Source organism: Stella humosa (genome assembly GCF_006738645.1).
Taxonomy (GTDB): Bacteria; Pseudomonadota; Alphaproteobacteria; order ATCC43930; family Allostellaceae; genus Allostella; species Allostella humosa.
Map to the genome: position 1 here is coordinate 2290213 of NZ_AP019700.1, position 20809 is coordinate 2311021.

Here is a 20809-nt window from a genome sequence, read left to right on the forward strand (position 1 = left end):
TAATTCTATTCAATTTCGAGGGCATTCGTTCATAGCGGCCTTATAGCCATCATGGTGCTTTACGGGGTCAGGGGCGGGGGGTACCTCTTTGTGCGTGAGGCGGCAATTCTACTTATACGGGATGCCGCGATCCTCACCCCGCAGTTTAAATGGCAAACGGACCACGTATCCGAGAATGGAGTTTCCGATGCTTTGCGCACTGAATGAAGGCATGCAGTGGGTCGTTTCCGCCGGTCGTGCGCTGCGTCGCGACGAGCGCGGCGTCACTGCCCTGGAATATGGCGTGATCGCCGCTGTGGTGATCGTCGTCGGGCTGGCGACCGTCTCGACCATCGGCACGCAGCTGGCCGCCGTCTTCACCAGCATCAGCGGCGCCCTTTGAAGCATCTGCCGGCCGCCGCAGTCCGGCGGCGAGGCGGCACGGCGGGGTCGCAGATCGCGGCCCCGCCGTTTTCATTTGGTGCATAGGGGTTTCTGTAGGCCGGGCGCATGTCTGCGACATTCCTGATCTCCATTCTGATCGCGGCGCTCATGGTCGGCGCGGCCCTGCGCGACCTCCTGGTTCGTCGCATCCCCAACGGCCTGTCGGTCGGCGTGGCCCTGTCCGGGCTGACGCTGCGGATGCTGGACGGGCCGATGGCCGCCCTCTCCAGCCTGGCGGCCGCCGGCCTCCTGTTCATCGTCCTGTTCATCGCCTTCGCCCGCGGCGTGCTCGGCGGCGGCGACGTCAAGCTGGCCACGGCGATGGCCCTGGGCCTGCCGCCGGAGGGGGTCTGGCTGATGGTCGTCGCCACGGCCCTGGCGGGCGGCGTGCTGTCGCTGGTCTACCTGCTGCTGCGGTGGCAGGCGCGGCGACACGCCCCTTTCCCGTCGGGCTCGAGACACCTGATCGGCCGCTTCCTGGCCGTCGAGGGCCGGCGCCTGCGCCGCCGCGGTCCCTTGCCCTATGGCGTCGCCATCGCGGCCGGATCGATATTCACGCTGGCAAGCCTTCCGGCGGTGGGCTGAACGATGGCCATTCGCTCCCTCCTGATCGCGCTGATCGTGCTGGCCGCCAGCGGCCTCTCCATCATCGCGATGCAGATGCTGCTGCCGCAGTACCGCGCCCGCGGCACGTCCGCCCAGGTCGCCGCCGTGGAGATGTCGCGACCGGCATTGGTGCGGACTCTTGTCGTCACGAAGTCGATCGCCCCCGGATCCCTGCTGCGGTCCGAGGACCTGTCGGTGCGCGAGGTTCCCGCGACGGACGGGACTGCGCGCCTGCTGCGGGATACGCCGGAGGTACGGGCCGAGCTCGCGGGCGCCCTGGTCCGTCGCTACCTGGAACCTGGCGAGCCGCTCGGCCCCGATGACGTCCTGCGTCCGCGCGATCGCGGGTTCCTGGCAGCGGTCCTGCGGCCCAACATGCGGGCGGCCACCGTCGGGGTCGATGCGGTCTCGGGTACTGCGGGCCTGATCTGGCCGGGCGACCGGGTGGACGTGCTGCTGACCCAGACACTTGGCGAGAACGTCGCCAGCCTGTCGCGGCGCGTCGTCGGCGAGACGGTCCTGAACGATGTCCGCGTGATCGCGGTCGACCAGCACCTGGCCCAGGGTGCCACCGGCAACCACACCGGGCCGGACGGCAAGATCGCGCGGACGGTGACGATCGAGACCGGTGCGCAGGAGGCCGAGCGGCTTGCCGTGGCCGCCCAGCTGGGAAAACTGTCCCTGACGATCCGCGCCATGGCCGTGACCACGGAGGACCCGGCGCCGACCCGGCCGTCGATATTCGGCAGCGACGTTTCCCCGGCCCTGTCCCAGGTCGACGCGACGGAGCGTCCGGTCGGTGCCAGAATGCGGATCATCCAGGGCGACGACCGCCAGGAAGTGGTCTTCAAATGACCGGGCTCCGGCGCGGCCTGCATGTGCTTCTGCTCCTGGCGTCGCTCGCCCTGACGGGTCCCGAGACCCTGCTGGCCGCCCCGCCCGATACGCCGCATCGCAGTCGCCTGACCATGGAGGTCGGCGGCGGCCAGCTCATCACGTTGTCCAAGGCCGCCTCGACCGTCTTCGCCGCCGATCCCCGGATCGCCAGGGTCCAGGCGGCATCGCCGACCACGCTCTTCATCGCCGCCGTCGCCCCGGGGCGGACGATCGTGATTGCGACCAGTGCCGACGGGGCGGAGATCGCTACCTACGATGTCGTCGTCGGCGGGGCACCGCGCTCGGGCGACGGCAAGCCGGCAGCCGCGGCACCCCCGGCCGCCGCCGCGGCGCCGAAGGCCCCCAATCCGGCCGTCGTGCTCAAGGCGCTGGAGGCCGCCCTTCGCGTCGCGATACCGGGCGCCACCGGGCTTTCCCTGCAGCGGGTGCCGGGCGGCCTGTCGCTGGCGGGGGAGGTGCCGACCGCCAACGACGCCCACCGCGCGATAACCCTCGCCCAGGGCGCGTTGGAGGAGGGGGAGAGCCTGCTGGACGATGTCCGTGTCACGGGCGCGTTGCAGGTCAACCTGCGGGTCCGCGTGGCGGAGGTGTCGCGCACCATCACCCGGGAGCTAGGCTTCAACTGGCAGGCGCTGCGCAGCGGCCGGTTCAATTTCGGGCTCCTGACCGGTACGGCGGCGGGCACGGCGATCGGGTCCGGCACCGAGGCCGGCCGCAACCTGATCGGCCTGGGCTACAAGACGAACTCGCTCGATATCAACGGCCTGATCGACGCCCTGGCCGAGGACCAGCTGATCAGCATTCTGGCCGAGCCCAACCTGACGGCGCAGAGCGGCGAAACCGCCTCGTTCCTGGCCGGCGGCGAATTTCCCGTGCCCGTCGCGGCCGATGGCGACCGCATAACGATCGAGTTCAAGCAGTTCGGCGTGTCCCTGGCGTTCGTGCCCACGATCGTCGATTCCGGCCGTATCAGCCTCAAGGTGCGTCCGGAAGTCAGTGAGTTGTCGGATGAAGGCGCCATCAGCGTGCCGGTCTCGGGCGGGGTGGTGAAGGTCCCGGCCCTGCGGGTCCGGCGGGCCGAAACCACCGTGGAGCTGGGCAGCGGCCAGTCTTTCGCCATCGCCGGGCTGCTCCAGAACGGCACGCGGATCACAAATTCCGGCCTGCCGTTCCTGTCCGAGGTGCCGGTCCTGGGTGCTCTCTTCAAGTCCGACCGGTTTCGCCAGAACGACAGCGAGCTGGTGATCATCATTACCCCCTACATCGTCCGCCCGGTCAGCGATCCCAAGGGGTTGAGCCTGCCGAACGATGGCTTCCGCCCGGCCAACGACATCGAGCGCATCCTCCTCCACCGGCAGATCACTCGCGGCGGCCCGGCCCCCAAGGTACCCGGCAAGGCCGGCTTCATACTGGAGTAGATGGCATGTCCAGGCATCGTTGCTGGAGAAGGCTGCTGCTGAGCACGGTGGCTCTGGCGCTCGCGGGCTGTTCGGCGCCGGTCGAGCCGACCCAGCGCGAGGGGACCTGGCGGCCGATCGGGTCGAACGACACCAACCTGCGCGCCATGGTCGCCGACCCGGCGCATCTGTCGCAAGGCGCCGAGAGCAGCGGCGGCCGGGGCTGGCAGGCGTCCCAGGCAATAGGCCGGCTGCGCGACGACAAGGTGAAGTCGCTGCCCGACGTCCGCGCGTCGCGGGTCGGGCCGGCGCCGTCCACCGGCCCGGGACGCTGATGCGCCGGGACACGGCCAGGGCCGATGCCGGCGGCGACCAAAGGACGCCGGCACCGGCACGGCCGCTGGTCATCGCCTACATAACGGATGCCGAATCGGCCGATGTCCTGCGCCTGGCGATGGAGGGTCTGGGCGACGGGCTGACGGTCGAGCGAGGCGGGATCCGCAAGGCCATCAAGGACATGGCGCACGAGGCGACGCCGCAGGTGCTGATCGTCGACGTGAGCGACGCGGACGACCCGCTGGTGGCGCTCAACGACCTGGCGAACGTATGCGAGCGCGATGTCCGCGTGCTGGTCGTAGGCGAATCGCGGGACGTGTCCTTCTACCGGGACATTGTGCGCGGCCTGGGCGTGCTGGAGTATCTGAGCAAGCCGCTGACCCGCAACAATGTCGGTCGCTACTTCCTGCCGATCGTGCAGGGGCGCAGCCCAGCGGCCGGCGAGGATATCGGCGGCCGGATCATCACCGTCTGCGGCGCGCGCGGCGGGGTGGGGGCGACGACGATAGCCGCCAACCTGGCGATCCAGCTGGTCGAGCAGACCCGTGGATATGTCTCGCTCATCGACATGCATCTCCAGTCCGGCGCCGCTGCGATCATGATGGGGTTGAAGGCATCGGCCGGGTTGCGGATCGCTCTGGAGGAACCCGACCGTGTTGACGCCCTTTTCATCGACCGCACCTCGGTCCCGGTATCGGACCGCCTACGCCTGATCGCCGCCGAGGAACCCTTCGAGTCGACGCCGAGGCCAACGACCGAGGGGGTAACCCGGCTGATGGCCGAACTGCGCCGCCGGTCCAACTACGTCGTCGTCGATATGCCGACACCGGCCGACCCGGCGATCCGCGCAATCTACGGCCTGGCCCACACGCGCTTGGTCGTGATGAACCCGGAGATCGTCTCGATCCGCGACGCCGGCCGGCTCCGGGTCATGCTGGCGGCCATGCCCGACACTAACCCGCCGCTCCTGGTGCTCAACCGGGCGGGCAGCCGGCACGCCATCCCGACCAACCTCGTCAACAACGCGCTGCCCGCGAAGGTGGACTTCGAGATACCCGACATCCCAAACGACATGATCGTGGCCGCCAATCTCGGCATCCCGGCGGTGAAGCGCAGCCGCGCCTTCCGGGCTTCCATGCTGGGGCTGGCGGGCGAGATTTCCGGCGTCCGCGTCGACAAGGCGCGGACAGGCTGGTTCCGACGGGCGATCAGCCGATGACCGCCTTCGGACGCCGCGTCGACCAGCCGTCGCCGACCCCGGTCGAGGTCGATGCGCCTACCCGGACGCCCGATGCCAACGCCGGCGCCAAGGAATCGCGGATCCGGCTGTGGGCGCTGGTGATGGAGCAGATCGACGCCATCTCGGCCGCGGACATGCCGGCAAGCCGCCTGCGGCAGGAACTGGAGCGCCTAGTGCACCAGCTGGCCGACCGGCACCGCATCGAACTGTCGGCGCGCGAGCAGACGACGCTCGCGCGCGACATCGTCGACGACATGATCGGGATGGGCCCCCTGGAGCCGCTGCTGGCCGATGACGCCATCACCGACATCATGGTGAACGGTCCCTTCAGCATCTTCGTCGAGAAGGGCGGCAAGCTGCAGCGCTCGGAGATCCAGTTCCGGGATTCCATGCATGCGGCGGGCGTGGCCCAGAAGATCGCGGCCGCGGTCGGACGGCGGGTCGACGAGTCGAGCCCGATGGTCGATGCGCGCTTGGCCGACGGCAGCCGCGTCAACATCGTCATGCCGCCGCTGGCGCTCGACGGGCCCTGCATATCGATCCGCAAGTTCTCGCGCCGCCGGATCGACTTCGCCCGCATGGTCGAGTTCGGGTCGATGACCCCCAGCGTGGCGAAGCTGCTGGAGATCGCTGGCCAGTGTCGCCTAAACATCCTGATATCGGGCGGCACCGGTTCGGGGAAGACGACGCTGCTGAACGCGATCAGCCGGCAGATCGACGATGGCGAGCGCGTCGTCACGATCGAGGACGCAGCTGAACTGCAACTGCAGCAGCCCCATGTCGTCCGCCTCGAGACGCGGCCGGCCAACCTGGAAGGACGGGGCGAGATCTCGCAGCGGGAACTCGTGCGCAACGCGCTGCGCATGCGGCCCGACCGCATCATCCTGGGCGAGGTGCGCGGCCCCGAGGCCTTCGACATGCTGCAGGCCATGAACACCGGCCATGACGGCTCGCTCGGCACGCTGCACGCCAACACCGCCCGCGACGCGCTGATCCGCCTGGAGAACATGGTGCAGATGGGCAGCTTTGGACTGCCCGTAAAAGCCATCCGGACCCAGATCGCCAGCGCGATCGACATGGTGGTGCAGATCGAGCGCATGCGCGACGGCACGCGCCGGATCATCCAGGTGAGCGAGGTGCGCGGCCTGGAAGGTGAGGTCATCACGATGAACGACCTGGTGACCTTCGAGTATGTCGGCGACGACGCCGACGGCAGGATCGTCGGCCGCTACCGCGCGGCCATGATCCGCCCCGGGTTCATCCACCGGATCGAGTATCACGGGCTCGACAAGGCATGGATGAACGCCGTGGCCGAATTCTGAGCCGCGTCATGCCGCTGGACCTGGTGGCCGTCGCGACGGTCTGCCTCCTCGTCGTGCTCGGCGCGAGCATGGTCCTCCTCGTGCGGGACCTGGGGCATGCCCGCCTGACGCGCCGGCTGGGGGAGATCGGACGGCCGGCGGCCCGGCGGGCGGTTGTGGTCGCGCAGACCAGCATCCAGATCGACCGGCGCGCCTCGGGCACGGTGGCGGGGCTGCTGGTCCGGGTCTTCGCCTTCGACATCACGCGGCCGCACGAGCACCCGATGCCATGGCCCGCGGTGGTGCTGCTGGCCGTGGCGGCGGGGGCGGGGGCTGCCATCCTCGCCGGGGCGATGTTCGATCGCCCCACGGCGATTGCCGCCAGCGTCATCGTCGGCGGTCTCACCGCCCGCAGCATGTTCTCCTATGGCCGCACGTCCTACCGGGAGAAGCTGTTCAACCAGATGCCCGATGCTATGGGCATGATCGCGCGGGCGATGCGCGCGGGCATCCCGGTCAGCGAGGCGATCCGCTCGATCGCCCGCGAGAGCCCCGAGCCGACGCGGCGCGAGTTCGTCCAGGTGAACGCCGAGCAGGCCATCGGCATCCCGCTCGAGAACAGCCTGCTGAGCCTCTACGACCGCACCGGGCTCCGGGAATACGGCTTCTTCGCCGTGACGATCGCCCTGCATCAGCAGACCGGCGGCAACCTGACCGAAACCCTGGACAACCTGGCCGAGATCGTTCGCAAGCGGGTGCAGACGGCTGCGCGCGGAAAGGCGCTGACCGGCCAGGCCCGCATGTCGGCGGCCATCCTCGCGGTGATACCGCTGATCGCGTTCGGGCTGCTCACGGTCCTGAACCCGCGCTACGTCGCCTTCTATTTCGTGCACCCCAAGGGGGCGTCGATCGCGGCCACGGTCGTCGTGCTGATGCTGATGGGGATTCTGACCATGCGCGCGATGATCCGCAAAAGCCTGTCCGTGACATGACCGCCGCCGGCAGCCCGTTCGACCCCGCGATGGTGACCGCCGGCCTGGTCGTGCTGGCCTGCATCCTGCTGCTGGTCGGTGCCGCGGGCTGGCTGGCGGCGCGCAACGCCGACGAGCGCCGGCTGGCGGCGCGCATGGATCGCCTGCAGCGGGACGGCGCCCGATACGTGCCGTCCTCCGAACCCTCGGTCCTGTCGATGGACGGGATGCTGCGATGGTTGGGTGGCCTGCTGGGCAATACCGCCATCCTGCCCGAGAAGGATCGGCGGGAACTGGAGCGTGCCGTCGCCGCAGCCGGCTATCGTCCCGGCAACGTCGTGCCGCTCGTGATCGGCACCAAGATCGTCCTGCTGGTGGCGCTGCCGCTGCTCGTCTATGGGCTGACGGTCCTGGCCGGCGCCCAGTTCTCGACCCGGGTCACGCTGTCGGCTTTCGGTCTGGTGGTCGGCCTGCTGGGGCCGAATTGGGCGCTGGGCTGGATGCAGCGGCGCTACATGAAGCAGGTCAGGATGGGCCTGGCCGACACGCTCGACCTCATGGTCATCTGCTCGGAAGCGGGGCTGGGCCTGGAGAGCATGGTCGAACGGGTGGCCGCGGAGATGGCCCCTTCCAACCGCGCAATCGCCTCGGAATTCCAGACGCTCTCGAACGAACTGCGGCTGCTGTCCGACCGTCGCCAGGCGCTGGTCAATCTCGGCGAACGGACGGACATGGCTGGGCTGCGGCGGGTGGGGGCGACCCTGGCCCAGACCATCCAGTACGGCACCCCGCTGGGCCAGGCGCTGCGCAGCCTGGCGGCCGAGATGCGTAACGAGCGCCTGGTCGAGTTCGAGGAGCGGGCCGCCCGTCTGCCGGCCCTGCTGGTGCTGCCGCTGACGCTGTTCATCCTGCCCTGCCTGGTGCTGCTGCTGGCCGGGCCGTCCTTCGTGCAGCTCATCGAATCCTTCAACCGGTAGGGGTCCCCATGATCCGCCTTGTCCTTCCGATCGCCCTTGCCCTGGTCGGCGCCGGCTGCGCCACGGCATCCAAGGAGGCCGCGGCCCCCAAGCCGGCCATGTCGCCCAGGGCAAACGCCCCGTCACCGCTGGCGGACGCCCGGATGCGGCTGGCGAATGTCGCCGAGGCCAATGCCAACCTCGATGTCGCGTCCGAGATCTATCGCACCGCGCTGGCCGGTGACCCCAACAACATCGACGTGCGGCTGCGCCAGGCCAACCTGCTTGCCTCCCAGGGCCGCTTCGCGGAGGCCGCGGCCGGGCTGGAGCAGGGGCTCAAGGTCCGCCCGCAGGACCCGGCGCTCTTGCTGGCGGCGGGGCGCGCGCGCGTCCGCTCCGGCGATATCGCCGCCGCGCGCGGGCATTTCCAGCAGTTGCTGAAGGTGGAACAGGATCATGTGGAGGGGTTGAACGGTCTGGGGGTGACGGCCGATCTGGCGGGCGAGCACGCGATCGCCCAGCGGCACTACGCCCGCGCGTTGCGCAGCGCGCCCGAGCATCCCGGCGCGCGCAACAACCTGGCGCTGTCGCTGGCGATGTCGGGGAAGGTGCCCGAGGCCACGGAAGGCCTAGGTGCGCTTCGGGCGACTGATGCGACCAGCATACCCATCCGGCACAATCTTGCCTTGGCGACGGCGATGGGTGGCGATCTGGCGGGGGCGCGGCGCCTGCTCGGCTCAGACCTTACCCCGGCTGAGCAGGACGCGTTCCTGGCCAGCGCCGCCATCCTGCGGTCGGGCGGCGCGCAGAACTGAAGCGGCCGCCCAGCTCAGTAGGTGATCTGGGTGCTTTCCTGGATCGCGACCGTGGTCGCCGGCAGGAATGGCAGCAGGAAGCTGAAGTTGAAGGTCGCTGTCACGCTGTAGGTCCGCACGGCGCTGGCGTCGGCACCGACGCAGCCGGAGCAGCTGACCGAAAGGGCGTCGCCGAGGAACGGCGCCTGGGTCCGGGCGATCTGCTGGACGTCATTGGACGAGCGCCCGAGGGACGCCGCCCGCACCGCCTCAGCCGCCGCATGCCGGACGGAAATGACCGAGAAGGTGTAGCGGGAGAGATCGATGATCCCGAAGATCAGGGCCAGGAAGATCGGCGCCACCAGCGCGAACTCGAGCGCGGCCACGCCGGCCCGGGAGGAGCGCCACGCCGCCCACAGGCAGCGGGCCGGTTCAGCGTACACGGGCGACCGCCGATCCGGTGAAGCTGCTGGGCAGCACGATCGCCGCCAGCCCGAAGATCGTCTCCGCCGATGCGGTAACACTGACCGAGACATAGCGCCCCGCCGCGGCACCGCTGCATGGCGTGCCATCGCAGGATACGCTGGGCCCGCTCGTGCCCGGGCAGACGCAATGCGCGGCCGCGACCGAGACCGCGCCGACAGTCCCGCCCAGGGCGGCGACGGTGGCGGCGGCAATTCCCGGCGCATCGTCCGGGAAGCTCATGGCGTGCTGGGCGCCGGCACGTGCCGCGTTCTCCAGACCGATCGTGCGGTGCAGGGCGATGGCAAGGTCGGCCAGACCGCCCAGCACGACGATCAGCACCGGCGCGATGATGGCGAACTCGACGGCCGAGCTGCCGCGCACGGATCGCAGGAACTGGCCCAGTCGTGATGGTCGGCGCGCGCAAGCGATCATCCCAACTACTCCGACAGCCGGACTATGCGGATCTGCGGCAGCTGCGTGGCCGGATCCACGCCCAGCGTCGCGCAGCCCTGTGCATCGACATAGAGATCGGCCGTGCCCGTGATCGTGAGGGAGGCCGACGTGAACGCCTTGCAGGATGTGGACGAGCCCCCGAAATTTCCGTTCATGGTCAGGTTCGACTTCGGGAAATAGAACAGGCCGGCAGTGTTGATGTTGCCACCGCCATTCAGCGTATAGGAGCCGGCGCTCGATATCCGGGGATCCTGGTACATGAGGACACCAGTATAGCCCGCGGTGCCGCCGACCAGGTTCACGGTGGCGCCGCCATTCACCTGCGGTCCCCCGATCGAGGCCGAGCTCCCGGTGAAGACGAACGTCACGCCATTGCCGGGGGTGCAGGTCGGGCAAGTGACATTGGCCTGGGCGCCGATGTCGAGATCACCGTTCTGGAGATAGTAGACGCCGGGCGACAGGCGGGCCGTACCCTTGATGTCCAGTGCGGGGGAATTGCCGGAACTGCAGTAGCGGCCGGGCGCCAGGGCGACGTTGGCATTCGATCCGACACTCTGTCCGGTACTGTTGCAGGTGCCGGTGCTGGCTGGCAGCGGAATCCCCGTGCCGGGAGTCCCGGCGGCGAATGGATCGACGGTCGCCGGCTGCTGCGCGCTGGCCGGCCGGTCGAGGACGACATTCTCCGGGCTGCTGACCGAGATCGAGCCGACCGAGCGCATCGTGAAGGCCCGGACGCTGGAACTGCCCGTCTGGCTGATCGAGGAGTTCGAGACCAGGCTGCAGCTGGATGCCGAGACCAGCCCGTTGCCGCCGAACGACATGCTGACCTGCTGCGGCGACCCGTTGCCCAGCGTCAGCACGCAGGCGGCCCCGCCGGGCAGGATCTCGGCGCGGGCAACCGAGCGTGCCGTCACCTCCGTGGCGCCCTGGATGAACAGTGCGGCAAGCTGAAGCGGAATCTGGCGCCGGACGACGACCTCGACCGCCGTCATGTCGCCGGTGGCGGCGCCGCTGATCGGCGGATGGTTCACGGTAACAAGGGTATCGTCGATCGCGTCGGTGAAGCCGTTCCGGGCACTCGTCTCCCGTGCGGCGCCCAGGGCGGCAGCCTGGGCCGAAACCGCCATGGCGCCGGCGAAGGCCGCGGTGTCGGCGGCCGTCTGGGCGCTCCGCCGCTGGACATACCAGGAGCCGCCTTCCACCGCGACGCCGGCGAACCCGATGACCACCGTCGCGGTCACACCGAACGCCAAAGCCGTGGCGCCATCTTGTGCCCGGCCGAGACTGCGAAATATTCGCACTAGCATCTCAAGCGTATGGGTCGGCGACGCAGGCAAACGTCGTGTACCGGCCGCAAGATGGTCCAGCGACATCATGGCCGCCATTGTCGAACCCCAGGTCATGTCACGGGCGGATATTACGCCGAATCCATTGAGCAAGAAAGCGCAATGCAGTATCGATGAGGAGGCGCGGCCATGAACATTTGCTGTTGCTGGCGCGTCCTGGCGTCCCCAAGCGTTTCGTGCCGGCACGGGCGAGCGAAGTGGCGCGCCTGTCTGCTGGGTCGTGGTCGTTCGGGGGAACGCGCCGGGGAAGGCGATCGAACTGCAGATCAGCGGTCCGCCTGCACGAGCGGATCGTGGAGCAACCAACGCTGCCGTCCGGTGCCCCGGAAGGCAGCGCCGGAGTAGGATTTGATGAAGGCGCCTGACGAGATCGAGCAGCTGGAGCGTATCGTCCGCTACAAGACCCTGCTTGCGTTCAAGCTGATCGTCGAGACGGGCAGCATGACGGAGGCGGCAAAGCTGCTCGGAGTATCGCAGCCGGCTGTGACCCAGATGATGGCGCGCCTTTCAGATTACATGGGTTTCGACCTTTTCGAACGCCAGTCCCAGCGTCGGCTTGTCCTAACGCTGCGCGGTCGCTCTGTGCTGGAAGGCGTCGGGCGCTGTATCGCCAGCATCGAGGCGTTCGGCAGCCTGATCCATCGCCAGGGGGCCTCGATGGCTGAGACCATCGTCGTCGCGGTCGCCTCTTCGCTGGGCCTCCGGTTCGGCCAGGAGGCCATTTCGCACACGGCCCTGCAGTTTCCGGAGATCCAGTGGCGGGTCGAGCCGGTACCCGATCGCGATGTCAGTGCCGGAATGGTGGCCGGCGATTTCGACATCGCCCTATCGGCAGAGCCATCGGACGACCCGTCGATCACGTCCGATCACATCGGCATCCTGCCCATAGTCGTCGCGATGCCGGCGAACCATCCGCTGTCCAGGCTGAAGAAGATCAAGCCGGCCGATCTGCTGAACGAGGAGCTAGCGCTACCCTGCGTCCGCTGCGTCAGCCGGTCGCGCATCGACGCCGCCTTTCTGGCGGTTGGTATGCAGGTGCATGCCGCTGTGGAGGGCGGCACGGAGGAAGCCACGCTCGGCTTCATTGGCCAAGGCCGCCGGGTCGGCCTGCTTTCAGCCTACACGACCTTTGAATCGCGTAGCAGCGGAGTGATCGTGACGCGGCTGTTCGATGCGAATATGCATATCAATCTGCATATCCACTATCGCAGCGATTTCCACCGTCTGGATCTTCTGCACGTCTTTCGCAACGTGAATCGCGATCTGTCGCGGCAGACGCAGATTGGCTTGTAGGTAGGCAGACACTTTCCGGCAATCTGCTGCCATTCTTGGACGACGTCCAAAGGCACTAACACGGGTGGATTCTCGAAGCAGGACGTTTGTCGTCTTGGTCGCAGAAATTGCTCACCAGTAATTTCCCTGTAGAACAGGGAGAATCGATGGCTGAGACAGGTTCGCGCGCGACTGCGTCCACCTGGTCGTCGGAATCGTAAGACATTTACGGGCGCTCCTGCCGCCGAAAGGACCGCGCCAGCGGCCGGCGGGCCCTCTGGCGAGTTTTGCAGATCAGTGGTTATTTACAGGCTTATCCACAGTGCGATGGTGCAAAACCCATTGATATATAACGATTTTCAGCGGACTGAAAATCCGCGTGTCGGTGGTTCAAGTCCGCCCCCGGGCACCATTTTCCTCAAGGGCTTTGGCCCGCTTCCCCCTCAGCATGGATGCGCTCGACGGCTTGCGGTAGCGGGATCGCGCGTTAACGCATGCGGCAGGCGGAGAATGATACGGGCGCGAGGCGCGAAATCCGGGTTGTGGCGGGACGGCGCGAGGGCGTCTCCTATGCTGCCCGTCGCCGCCAACCAAGGATTCGCCCCATGAGCCATGCATTCCCCTATCGCACCGCCCTCATCGTCGGTGCTGGCGCGGGCCTCAGCGCGTCGCTGGCGCGGGCGCTTACGGCGGCCGGCGTCCAGGTCGGGCTGGCGGCCCGCAATCCGGCCAAGCTGGCGCCGCTGGCCGAGCAGATCGGCGCCCGCACCTATGCGGTCGACGCGTCGGGGGCCGAGGCGGTGGCTGGTCTCTTCCAGGCCGTCGATGCCAGCTTGGGCGAGCCCGATGTCGTGATCTACAACGCCTCGGGCCGCTCGCCGGGACCACTGGTCGACCTCGACCCAGAGGCGGTCCGGCGTGCCATCGAGGTGGCCGCGTTCGGCGGCTTCCTGGTGACCCAGCAGGCGGCCCGCCGCATGCTGAAGCACCGCCATGGCGCGATCCTGCTGACGGGCGCGACCGCCAGCGTGAAGGGTTTCGCCCGCTCGGCCGCCTTCGCCATGGGCAAGTTCGCCCTGCGCGGCCTGGCCCAGAGTGCCGCGCGCGAGCTGGCGCCGCAGGGCATCCACGTGGCCCATGTCGTGATCGACGGCGGCATCCGCAGCGCCACCCGTGGCGACCCGGCGGACCGGCCGGACAGCACGCTGGACCCGGACGCGATCGCCGAAACCTACCTGGCGCTGCTGCGCCAGCCCCGCAACGCCTGGAGCTGGGAGATCGAGGTTCGCCCCTGGGTCGAGACGTTTTAGCCAGCGCGCCTGCCGTCCCCATCCGACATCCGGAGGATACGCGCATGCGCCCGGCCGCCCGCTTCCTTCCGACCTGAGGCTACGGCCGGCTCTACAGCCGCCCGACCGCCTCCACCATGGCGTCGACCTCTTCCTCGCTGTTGTAGTAGTGGGGCGAGGCGCGCACGAGCTTGTCGATCCCGCGCCGCTCCATGTCCCAGCGGGTGCCGAAGACGGTCGACGTGCTGACATTGATGCGGGCGGCGGCCAGCGCCTGCTGCACGGCCTCGGCCGGCTGGGATTTCAACGCGAAGCTGACGATGCCGCACTTCTCGCGCCCGATGTCGAGCACGCGGGCGCCGGGGATGGTCGCCAGCCCGTCGCGCATGCGCTGGGCCAGGCCGCAGGTGCGCGCATGGATGGGCTCCAGGCCCCAGCCCAGCGCATAGTCGACCGCGGCCTTCAGGCCGAGCTTGCCGGCGATGAAGCTCTCCCAGTTCTCGAACCGGCGGGCATCGGGGCGCAGCGCGTAGCGGTGCGGCGCCACCCAGGTGGCGGCGTGGTTGTCGAGGAAGGGCGGGTCGATGCTGTCGAGGAAGTCCTGGCGCACGAAGAGGAAGCCGGTGCCGCGCGGCCCACGAAGAAACTTGCGGCCGGTGGCCGACAGCATGTCGCAGCCGATCTCGACCACGTCGACCGGCATCTGGCCGACCGACTGGCAGGCATCCAGCAGGTAGGGCACGCCGGCCGCCCGGGCCAGCTTGCCGATGGCGACGGCCGGGTTGACCAGGCCGCCATTCGTCGGGATGTGGGTGACGGCCACCAACCCGACCCGGCCCTTGCGCTTCTTCACGTCCAGCGCGCGGCCCAGCGCCTTCAGGTCGATCTGCCCGGTCTCGTCGGACGGGACCGTCTCCACCACCGCACCCCGGCGCTGCGCCTGGTGGAAGAAGGCGATGACGTTCGAGGAATACTCCGCCTCGGCCGTCAGGATGCGGTCGCCCGGTTGCAGCCGGACGCCATAGAAGGCCATGTCCCACGCGCGGGTCGCGTTCTCGATCACCGCCACCTCGGCTGGGGCGGCATTGATCAGGCTGGCGATCGACTGGTAGACGCCCGTCTCCAGTGCGGCCTCCACCGCGTCGGCCGCTTCGTAGCCGCCGATCTCGGCCTCGCGGGCCAGATGGTCCTGCACGGCCTGCAGCACCGGCCGCGGCATCAGCGCCGCGCCGGCATTGTTCAGGTGGTTGACGGCGGCGGTGCCCGGGGTTTCGCGGCGCGCGCGCTCCAGGTCGATGGTGGGGGCGGGGTCATCGTGACACGCTTGGGGCTCGGGGTGGGGTGCCGGGCTGCGGCAGCTTGTCGCTACTATAGCGGGGCCGCACGGGAAGGCGGAACCGGTTTGCCGCCCCGGGCGTTGCTTCGCCGCTGGCGAAGGTGCCGGCACGATGGCGATACGAGTTATGGCGGGACGAGTTCGTCTGCCCTAGATCTGGATTTGTCCCAACCCGGAGGTACGAGAACCATGAGATCCCTTTTCGCCGCGGCCGCCGCCGCGGCCTGCCTGTCGGCGGCGCTGCCGGCCACGGCCGCGGTGACCCAGGACGACTTCCTGGTCGCGCGGACGTCCAATCTCGTGGCGCTGTGCACGGTCGAGCCGCAGGACCCGCTCGGCAGCCAGGCACTGCATTTCTGCCACGGCTACATGGCCGGCGTCGCCGACCAGTACCAGGCGCTGGGCTCGCCGCGCCCGGGCGCGCCCCGCCCGTTCTGCCTGCCGGACCAACGCCCGACGCGGTCCCAGGCCATCGGCATGTTCGTCGAGTGGGTGAAGGCCAACCCGGCCGAGGCCAGCGCCGAGGCGGTCGACAGCCTGTTCCGCTTCGCGCGGGCCACCTGGCCCTGCCGCTAACCTGGAAGGAATTGGCCAGATGACCAACGCAATCCGAACCGTCGGCACCGTCCTTTTCGCGGGCCTTCTCGTCGCCGGCTGCGCCGGCATGTCGCCGACCGAGCAGCGGGTGCTGTCCGGCGGCGCCATCGGTGCCGGCGGCGGCGCCGTGATCGGTGCCATCGGCGGCAATGCCGGCCTGGGTGCTGTGCTGGGCGGTGCGGCCGGCCTCGCCGGCGGCTACCTCTGGGACCAGCACAAGCAGGCCGAGGCCGACGCCTACTATCGCGGCTACAACGACCGGCGCGCGCCGCCGCGCCGTCGCTACTAGCCTCGTCGCTTCAGGTGCGCGGGCCGGGGGATCAGTCCTCCGGCTCGCCGGCCTGGAGCCAGTCGCGATACTGGGCCTTGGTCGCGTCGTCCGGCGGATAGAGCCCGCCGATCGCCCGTCCGCGCCGGACCTCACGCTGCACGAAGCGCTCCATCCGCTCCTGCTCGGCGGAATCACGGGCGACCTCCTCCACCAGGTGGCGGGGGATGACGACGACCCCATCCAGGTCGCCCACCAGCGCATCACCGGGGAACACCGGCACGCCGCCGCAGCCGATCGGCACCTGTACCTCCACCGGATGCAGGTTCGTCATGCTGGCCGGGGCGGCGTTGGCGGCGGCGAAGATCGGCAGGTCGATGCCGGCCATCACCGGCGCGTCGCGCATGGCCCCGTCCGAGACGACGGCGGCGATGCCGCGCATCTTCAGCCGCCAGGCCAGGATGTCGCCCAGCGTGCCGGCGCGGATCTCGCGCTCGGTGCCGATCACCAGCACATGGCCGGCCGGCGTGCCCTCGATGGCGATGCGCTGGGCGCTGTCCGGGTCGGTCGGCTTGGGCGCCTGGCAGATGTCCTCGCGGCCCGGTATGTAGCGCAGGGTGACGGCCGGGCCGGCGAAGCGGGCGGCCGCCGGGTTCATCGGCCGCACCCCGTTGATCGCCAGGCCGCGAAAGCCGCGCTTCAGGAGTTGCATGGTGATGGTGGCGGTGCTGGCCTGCAGCAGCAGCTCCGTCACCCCCGGCGGCAGCGGCATCGCTTCGATCGCGGGCATGGTTTCCCTCCTTCGGGCGCTTCTTGATTGGTGCTAGGGCTGGGTGGCGTCTCCCGGGCCGAGCGGGCGCTGCATCAGCACGCTGTCGACCCAGCGGCCATGCTTGTGGCCGATGGCCGTCAGCAACCCGGCGCGGCGGAAACCCAGCCGCTCGTGCAGCCCGATCGAGGCGGCATTGGCGCTGTCGCCGATAACAGCCACCATCTGCCGGAAGCCGGCCGCCTCGCAGCGCCGGATCAGTTCCGCCAGCAGGGCCGAGCCGATGCCGGCGCGTTGACGGTCGGGCGCCAGGTAGACCGAGTTCTCGACCGAATGGCGATAGGCCGGGCGTGGGCGGTAGGGGCCGGCATAGGCATAGCCGGCGATCCGGTCGTCGACCGTGGCGACGAGGTAGGGATAGCCGCGCCCGGCGACCTCGCCGTGGCGCCGCGCCATCTCCTCGACGGAGGGCGGCGTCTCCTCGAAGGAGGCCAAGCCCGTCAGGACGTGGTGGGCATAGATGGCGGCGATGGCCGGGATGTCGGCCGGCAGCGCGTCGCGGACCAGTGGCGGCGGTGGGGCAGGGGGCTGGCTCACGCCGCCAGCTTCCGTGGTTCCAGCTCGGCCAGGCGGCCCATCACCTGGCGCATTTCGCCGGCGATGCGGCCGAGCTGGGCTTTGCGGGTATAGCGCGCCTCGTCCATGTAGAGGTCGCGGTTGATCTCGATCTGCAGGGCGTGCACGCCGTCCGCCGGCCGGCCGTAATGGGTGGTGGTGAAGCCACCGGCATAGGGCGCGTTGTGCGTCACCCGGTAGCCCAGGCCCCGCAGCACGGCCGCCACCGCGTCCACCACCGCCGGCGCGCAGGAGGCGCCGTGCGCGTCGCCCAGGATGAAGTCCGCCCGGCGGCGGCCGGGATCGAAGTCGTGCGGGCCGCCGATCGAGGGCATGGAGTGGCAGTCGATCAGCATGGCATGGCCATGGGCCGCCCGGCGCTCGTCCAGCAGCAGGGCCAGGTCGCGGTGATAGGGCTTGTACAGCCGCTCGATGCGCGCCAGCCCCTCGGCGACCGACAGCTTGCGGGCATAGATGTCGGCGCCGCTGGCGACGATGCGGGCGATGGTGCCGAGCCCCGCCTGCACCCGGGGCGAGCGCGTGTTGCAGTGGGCCGGCAGGGGCGCGTCGAACATCGCCTGGTCGAGCTCGTAGGGCTCGCGGTTGGGGTCGATGTAGGCGCGCGGGAAATGCGCGCGGATCAAGGGTGCCCCCATCTCGACCACGCCCGCGAACAGCTCGTCGACGAAGCAGTCCTCCGACCGGCGCAGGGCCTGCGCATCGAGCCGGCTGGCGGCCAGCAGGTCGGCCGGGTAGCAGCGGCCGGAATGGGGGGAGGCGAAGACGATCGCCGTCGCCGGCACCGCCGCCGGCCGCGCGGGCCGGTCGATGGCATGCCCGAGATCGCGCCGGCCCGTGCCGTCGCCCGGAAGATCGCCTGAAGAGTCCATGCCCGGCCGATGATGGCAAACCCGGTGCCGCACTGTCACGCGCGAACCGGCCCGCCGACCCGCCGGCCGAACAAAAGCCTGCCCGCCCGCAAGATGCCGTTGCCAACCGGTGCTGCCAGTGCTACATCGCCGGTCCCGCGGCCGGCCCCTTGGCGGACCGGCCCCACGGAAGAGCGTGGGCGCGTAGCTCAGCGGGAGAGCACTACGTTGACATCGTAGGGGTCACAGGTTCAATCCCTGTCGCGCCCACCATTCTTCCTTTCGGGGGACCGAAGTCGCCTCGGTCGTCAGGGCTTCGTTCCTCGTTGCCGGGCGAGGGCAGTGCATGCCGCAGCGTTCGACCGGCGTTCGCCGGACCCTGGGATCCCTGTTCGGCGCCATTCTGGCAGTAGCCGCTCCGACAGTAGCCGCCGCGCAGACGATCGCCCCTGAGACCATCACCGTCTGCGCCAGCACCGCCTTCCGGCCGGTTCTCTACCGGGACGGTGGCAACCTCGTCGGCTACGACGTCGATTTTCTCCGCCGGTTCGCTGCCAGCCGGAACATGGCGCTCGTTTTCCGCGACTTTCCCTTCGATGGGATCTGGTTGCGTCCCGGACGGGATGAGTGTGACCTTGCGGCAGCGGGGATCACCGACTTCCCGTCGCGGCACAGTGCGGGCGTGGAATGGAGCCGGCCCTATTTCACGGTCCTGCGGACGCTGCTGATCCGCCGCCAGGAGGCGGGCGCGCTGCGCACGATCGCCGATTTCCCGGGTCGCACCATCGGCTTCGTCACCAATTCATCGGCCGACCGGGATGTCCGTGCCCGCGCGCCGGGCGGGGCGTTCCTGAAGGGGTACGCCGACGCCGAGGTCGGCATTGCCGACCTGATGGCCGGGCGGCTCGACGCCTTCGCCGATGGCAGCGTCACCAGCGACGACTTCGTCGGCCGCCATCCGGAACTGGCCGTCATCGATGCCCATTCCCTCGTGCCGGCCGAGGGCCTTGCCTATCCGCTGCGGATCGCGAGCCGGCTGCGCGAGGACCTGGACCGTTTCATCGCCGCCAACGTCGCGACCTACGGGCGGTAGCCAGCGCCCGGCATCAACCTTCGCTGTACGCCTGCTCCTTCTTCCGGCGGATGGCCGGAAGGATCATGGTGACGAGCAGCAGGGCGGAGACCACCAGCAGGCTGGCGCTGATCGGGCTGCGCACGAAGATCGAGAGGTCCCCCTCCGAGAGCAGCAGGGCGCGGCGGACGTTCTCCTCCATCATCGGCCCCAGCACATAGCCGAGGATTAGGGGGGCTGGCGGGCACTTCAGCTTGGCGAAGACGTAGCCCAGCACGCCGACAGCCGCGCAGAGATAGACGTCGATCGCGCTGTTGTTGAGGCTGTAGTTGCCGAGCGCGCAGAACAGGATGATCGCCGGGAACAGCCACCGGTAGGGGATCGTCAACAGCCGCACCCAGATGCCGACCAGCGGCAGGTTGAGTGCCACCAGCATGGCATTGCCGACGAACATGCTGGCGATCACGCCCCAGAACAGCTCCGGGCTGCGGGTCATGACCGACGGGCCGGGCTGCACGCCGTTCATCACCAGGGCGCCCAGGATCAGTGCCATCGTCGCCGTTCCGGGAATGCCCAGGGTCAGCATCGGGATGAAGGCCGTCTGGGCCGCCGCGTTGTTCGCCGCCTCGGGCGATGCGACGCCCTCGATGGCGCCCTGGCCGAACCGCGACGGATCGCGCGCCAGCCGCTTCTCCACCATGTAGGCCGAGAAGGATGAGATCGACGGGCCGGTCCCGGGAAGAATGCCGAAGAACGCGCCGATCGCTGTGCCGCGCAGCGTCGGCAGGATCGAGGCCTTGATGTCTGCCCAGGCGGGCATCAGCCCCCCGATGTTGCGCGTGAAGATCTCGCGCCGCTCCTTCTGCTCAAGATTGGAGACGACCTCGGACACCGCGAAGATGCCGACCGCCAGCACCGTGAAGCCAATGCCGTCGGCCAGTTCCGGCAGGCCGAAGGTGTAGCGCTCGGCACCGGAATTGACGTCGGTGCCGACCAGCCCCACGAGCAGGCCGAGGACCACCATGGCCAGCGCCTTCATGAGGTCGCCGTGGGTCAGGACGGACGCCGCGACCAGCCCGAGCAGCATCAGCGCGAAATAGTCCTCGGCACCGAAGCGCAGGGCCCAGCCGGCGAGCGGCACGCCGAGCCCGACGATCAGGGCGGTCCCGATGCAGCCGGCCACGAAGGAGGACAGGGCGGCGATGGCGAGGGCCACGCCAGCCCGCCCCTTGCGCGCCATCTGGTAGCCGTCGAGGCAGGTGACGGCCGACGAGGTCTCCCCCGGCAGGTTGACCAGGATGGCGGTGGTCGAGCCGCCATACTGCGCGCCGTAGTAGATGCCGGCCAGCATGATCACGGACGACACGGGCGACAGCCCGTAGGTGATCGGCAGCAGCATAGAGATCGTCACCAGCGGCCCGACGCCGGGCAGAACGCCGATCAGGGTGCCGAGGAGCACGCCCAGGAAGCAGTAGGCCAGGTTCTGCAGCGAGAGCGCGACGCCGAAGCCCAGCGCCAGATTGTCCAGGAACTCCAT

Annotated in this window: 23 protein-coding genes and 1 tRNA gene; 16 read left to right on the top strand and 8 right to left on the bottom strand. The window is 69.2% G+C overall.

Annotation, left to right across the window (positions count from 1 at the left end):
- Positions 1 to 175 precede the first annotated feature (175 nt).
- The 10 genes from STVA_RS10695 to STVA_RS10740 all read left to right on the top strand — a co-directional run bounded on the left by STVA_RS10695 (position 176) and on the right by STVA_RS10740 (position 8942).
- On the top strand, positions 176 to 382 hold the full coding sequence (locus STVA_RS10695; RefSeq protein WP_245978140.1) for a Flp family type IVb pilin: 207 nt from the start codon (positions 176 to 178) through the stop codon (positions 380 to 382).
- A 107-nt stretch (positions 383 to 489) separates the two neighbouring features.
- Entirely contained in the window at positions 490 to 1008 is a 519-nt protein-coding gene (locus tag STVA_RS10700) for an A24 family peptidase (protein ID WP_245978142.1), read from the top strand.
- Positions 1009 to 1011: 3 nt separating this feature from the next.
- Positions 1012 to 1884 (top strand): Flp pilus assembly protein CpaB, encoded by an 873-nt coding sequence (cpaB, locus tag STVA_RS10705; protein WP_123687948.1) that lies wholly within the window; start codon positions 1012 to 1014, stop codon positions 1882 to 1884.
- Positions 1881 to 3344, top strand: coding sequence for a type II and III secretion system protein family protein (locus tag STVA_RS10710; protein WP_123687949.1), 1464 nt, complete (start codon positions 1881 to 1883; stop codon positions 3342 to 3344). Before cpaB ends, STVA_RS10710 begins: the two co-directional genes overlap by 4 nt.
- A 5-nt stretch (positions 3345 to 3349) precedes the next feature.
- Positions 3350 to 3658 (top strand): hypothetical protein, encoded by a 309-nt coding sequence (locus tag STVA_RS10715; RefSeq protein ID WP_142235739.1) that lies wholly within the window; start codon positions 3350 to 3352, stop codon positions 3656 to 3658.
- On the top strand, positions 3658 to 4878 hold the full coding sequence (locus STVA_RS10720) for a CpaE/TadZ family protein (protein WP_123687951.1): 1221 nt from the start codon (positions 3658 to 3660) through the stop codon (positions 4876 to 4878). Before STVA_RS10715 ends, STVA_RS10720 begins: the two co-directional genes overlap by 1 nt.
- A complete protein-coding gene (locus STVA_RS10725) occupies positions 4875 to 6221 on the top strand; it encodes a TadA family conjugal transfer-associated ATPase (protein WP_123687952.1) in 1347 nt (448 codons plus the stop codon). The genes STVA_RS10720 and STVA_RS10725 overlap by 4 nt, the downstream gene beginning before the upstream one ends.
- Complete coding sequence (locus STVA_RS10730) at positions 6194 to 7192, top strand: type II secretion system F family protein (protein ID WP_123687953.1); 999 nt, start codon at positions 6194 to 6196, stop codon at positions 7190 to 7192. Before STVA_RS10725 ends, STVA_RS10730 begins: the two co-directional genes overlap by 28 nt.
- The gene (locus STVA_RS10735; RefSeq protein WP_123687954.1) at positions 7189 to 8148 is read left to right on the top strand and encodes a type II secretion system F family protein; all 960 of its coding nucleotides are present in this window, start codon (positions 7189 to 7191) and stop codon (positions 8146 to 8148) included. The genes STVA_RS10730 and STVA_RS10735 overlap by 4 nt, the downstream gene beginning before the upstream one ends.
- Positions 8149 to 8156: 8 nt before the next feature.
- The gene (locus STVA_RS10740) at positions 8157 to 8942 is read left to right on the top strand and encodes a tetratricopeptide repeat protein (protein WP_123687955.1); all 786 of its coding nucleotides are present in this window, start codon (positions 8157 to 8159) and stop codon (positions 8940 to 8942) included.
- 14 nt (positions 8943 to 8956) lie between these two features.
- Here the strand turns inward: STVA_RS10740 and STVA_RS27615 are convergent, their stop codons facing one another.
- Genes STVA_RS27615 through STVA_RS10755 form a run of 3 tightly spaced genes read right to left on the bottom strand, consistent with a single transcriptional unit; the run spans position 8957 to position 11224 of the window.
- On the bottom strand, positions 8957 to 9364 hold the full coding sequence (locus STVA_RS27615; RefSeq protein ID WP_170216281.1) for a TadE/TadG family type IV pilus assembly protein: 408 nt from the start codon (positions 9362 to 9364) through the stop codon (positions 8957 to 8959).
- The gene (locus STVA_RS10750; protein WP_123687957.1) at positions 9354 to 9818 is read right to left on the bottom strand and encodes a TadE/TadG family type IV pilus assembly protein; all 465 of its coding nucleotides are present in this window, start codon (positions 9816 to 9818) and stop codon (positions 9354 to 9356) included. The genes STVA_RS27615 and STVA_RS10750 overlap by 11 nt, the downstream gene beginning before the upstream one ends.
- Positions 9819 to 9823: 5 nt before the next feature.
- Entirely contained in the window at positions 9824 to 11224 is a 1401-nt protein-coding gene (locus STVA_RS10755; RefSeq protein ID WP_170216282.1) for a pilus assembly protein TadG-related protein, read from the bottom strand.
- Between the two features lie 312 nt (positions 11225 to 11536).
- Between STVA_RS10755 and STVA_RS10760 the strand changes: the two genes are divergently transcribed.
- Positions 11537 to 12478: a LysR family transcriptional regulator gene (locus tag STVA_RS10760; RefSeq protein WP_123687959.1), complete on the top strand. Its 942-nt coding sequence runs from the start codon at positions 11537 to 11539 to the stop codon at positions 12476 to 12478.
- A 584-nt stretch (positions 12479 to 13062) separates the two neighbouring features.
- Entirely contained in the window at positions 13063 to 13767 is a 705-nt protein-coding gene (locus tag STVA_RS10765) for an SDR family NAD(P)-dependent oxidoreductase (RefSeq protein WP_123687960.1), read from the top strand.
- A gap of 91 nt (positions 13768 to 13858) precedes the next feature.
- Here STVA_RS10765 and STVA_RS10770 read toward each other — a convergent pair whose 3' ends face one another.
- Positions 13859 to 14965 (bottom strand): aminotransferase class V-fold PLP-dependent enzyme, encoded by a 1107-nt coding sequence (locus tag STVA_RS10770; protein ID WP_142235740.1) that lies wholly within the window; start codon positions 14963 to 14965, stop codon positions 13859 to 13861.
- A gap of 306 nt (positions 14966 to 15271) precedes the next feature.
- Between STVA_RS10770 and STVA_RS10775 the strand changes: the two genes are divergently transcribed.
- Entirely contained in the window at positions 15272 to 15658 is a 387-nt protein-coding gene (locus STVA_RS10775; RefSeq protein ID WP_123687962.1) for a Rap1a/Tai family immunity protein, read from the top strand.
- A gap of 19 nt (positions 15659 to 15677) precedes the next feature.
- Positions 15678 to 15968, top strand: coding sequence for a YMGG-like glycine zipper-containing protein (locus tag STVA_RS10780; RefSeq protein WP_123687963.1), 291 nt, complete (start codon positions 15678 to 15680; stop codon positions 15966 to 15968).
- Positions 15969 to 15999: 31 nt separating this feature from the next.
- Here STVA_RS10780 and STVA_RS10785 read toward each other — a convergent pair whose 3' ends face one another.
- The 3 genes from STVA_RS10785 to STVA_RS10795 are packed head-to-tail and all read right to left on the bottom strand — an operon-like array spanning position 16000 to position 18221.
- Complete coding sequence (locus tag STVA_RS10785) at positions 16000 to 16737, bottom strand: RraA family protein (RefSeq protein WP_197735840.1); 738 nt, start codon at positions 16735 to 16737, stop codon at positions 16000 to 16002.
- 33 nt (positions 16738 to 16770) lie between these two features.
- Entirely contained in the window at positions 16771 to 17313 is a 543-nt protein-coding gene (locus STVA_RS10790) for a GNAT family N-acetyltransferase (RefSeq protein WP_123687964.1), read from the bottom strand.
- A complete protein-coding gene (locus STVA_RS10795; protein WP_123687965.1) occupies positions 17310 to 18221 on the bottom strand; it encodes an N-formylglutamate amidohydrolase in 912 nt (303 codons plus the stop codon). Before STVA_RS10795 ends, STVA_RS10790 begins: the two co-directional genes overlap by 4 nt.
- Positions 18222 to 18398: 177 nt before the next feature.
- On the opposite strand from STVA_RS10795, the gene STVA_RS10800 reads away from it, so the two are divergent.
- Together STVA_RS10800 and STVA_RS10805 are read left to right on the top strand one after the other, a co-directional pair.
- A tRNA-Val gene (locus tag STVA_RS10800) sits at positions 18399 to 18473 on the top strand.
- A 73-nt stretch (positions 18474 to 18546) separates the two neighbouring features.
- The gene (locus STVA_RS10805) at positions 18547 to 19293 is read left to right on the top strand and encodes a substrate-binding periplasmic protein (protein ID WP_123687966.1); all 747 of its coding nucleotides are present in this window, start codon (positions 18547 to 18549) and stop codon (positions 19291 to 19293) included.
- A 13-nt stretch (positions 19294 to 19306) separates the two neighbouring features.
- Here STVA_RS10805 and STVA_RS10810 read toward each other — a convergent pair whose 3' ends face one another.
- Positions 19307 to 20809 carry a tripartite tricarboxylate transporter permease gene (locus STVA_RS10810; RefSeq protein ID WP_123687967.1) on the bottom strand — a complete coding sequence of 501 codons (1503 nt, stop codon included), beginning with the start codon at positions 20807 to 20809 and terminating at the stop codon, positions 19307 to 19309.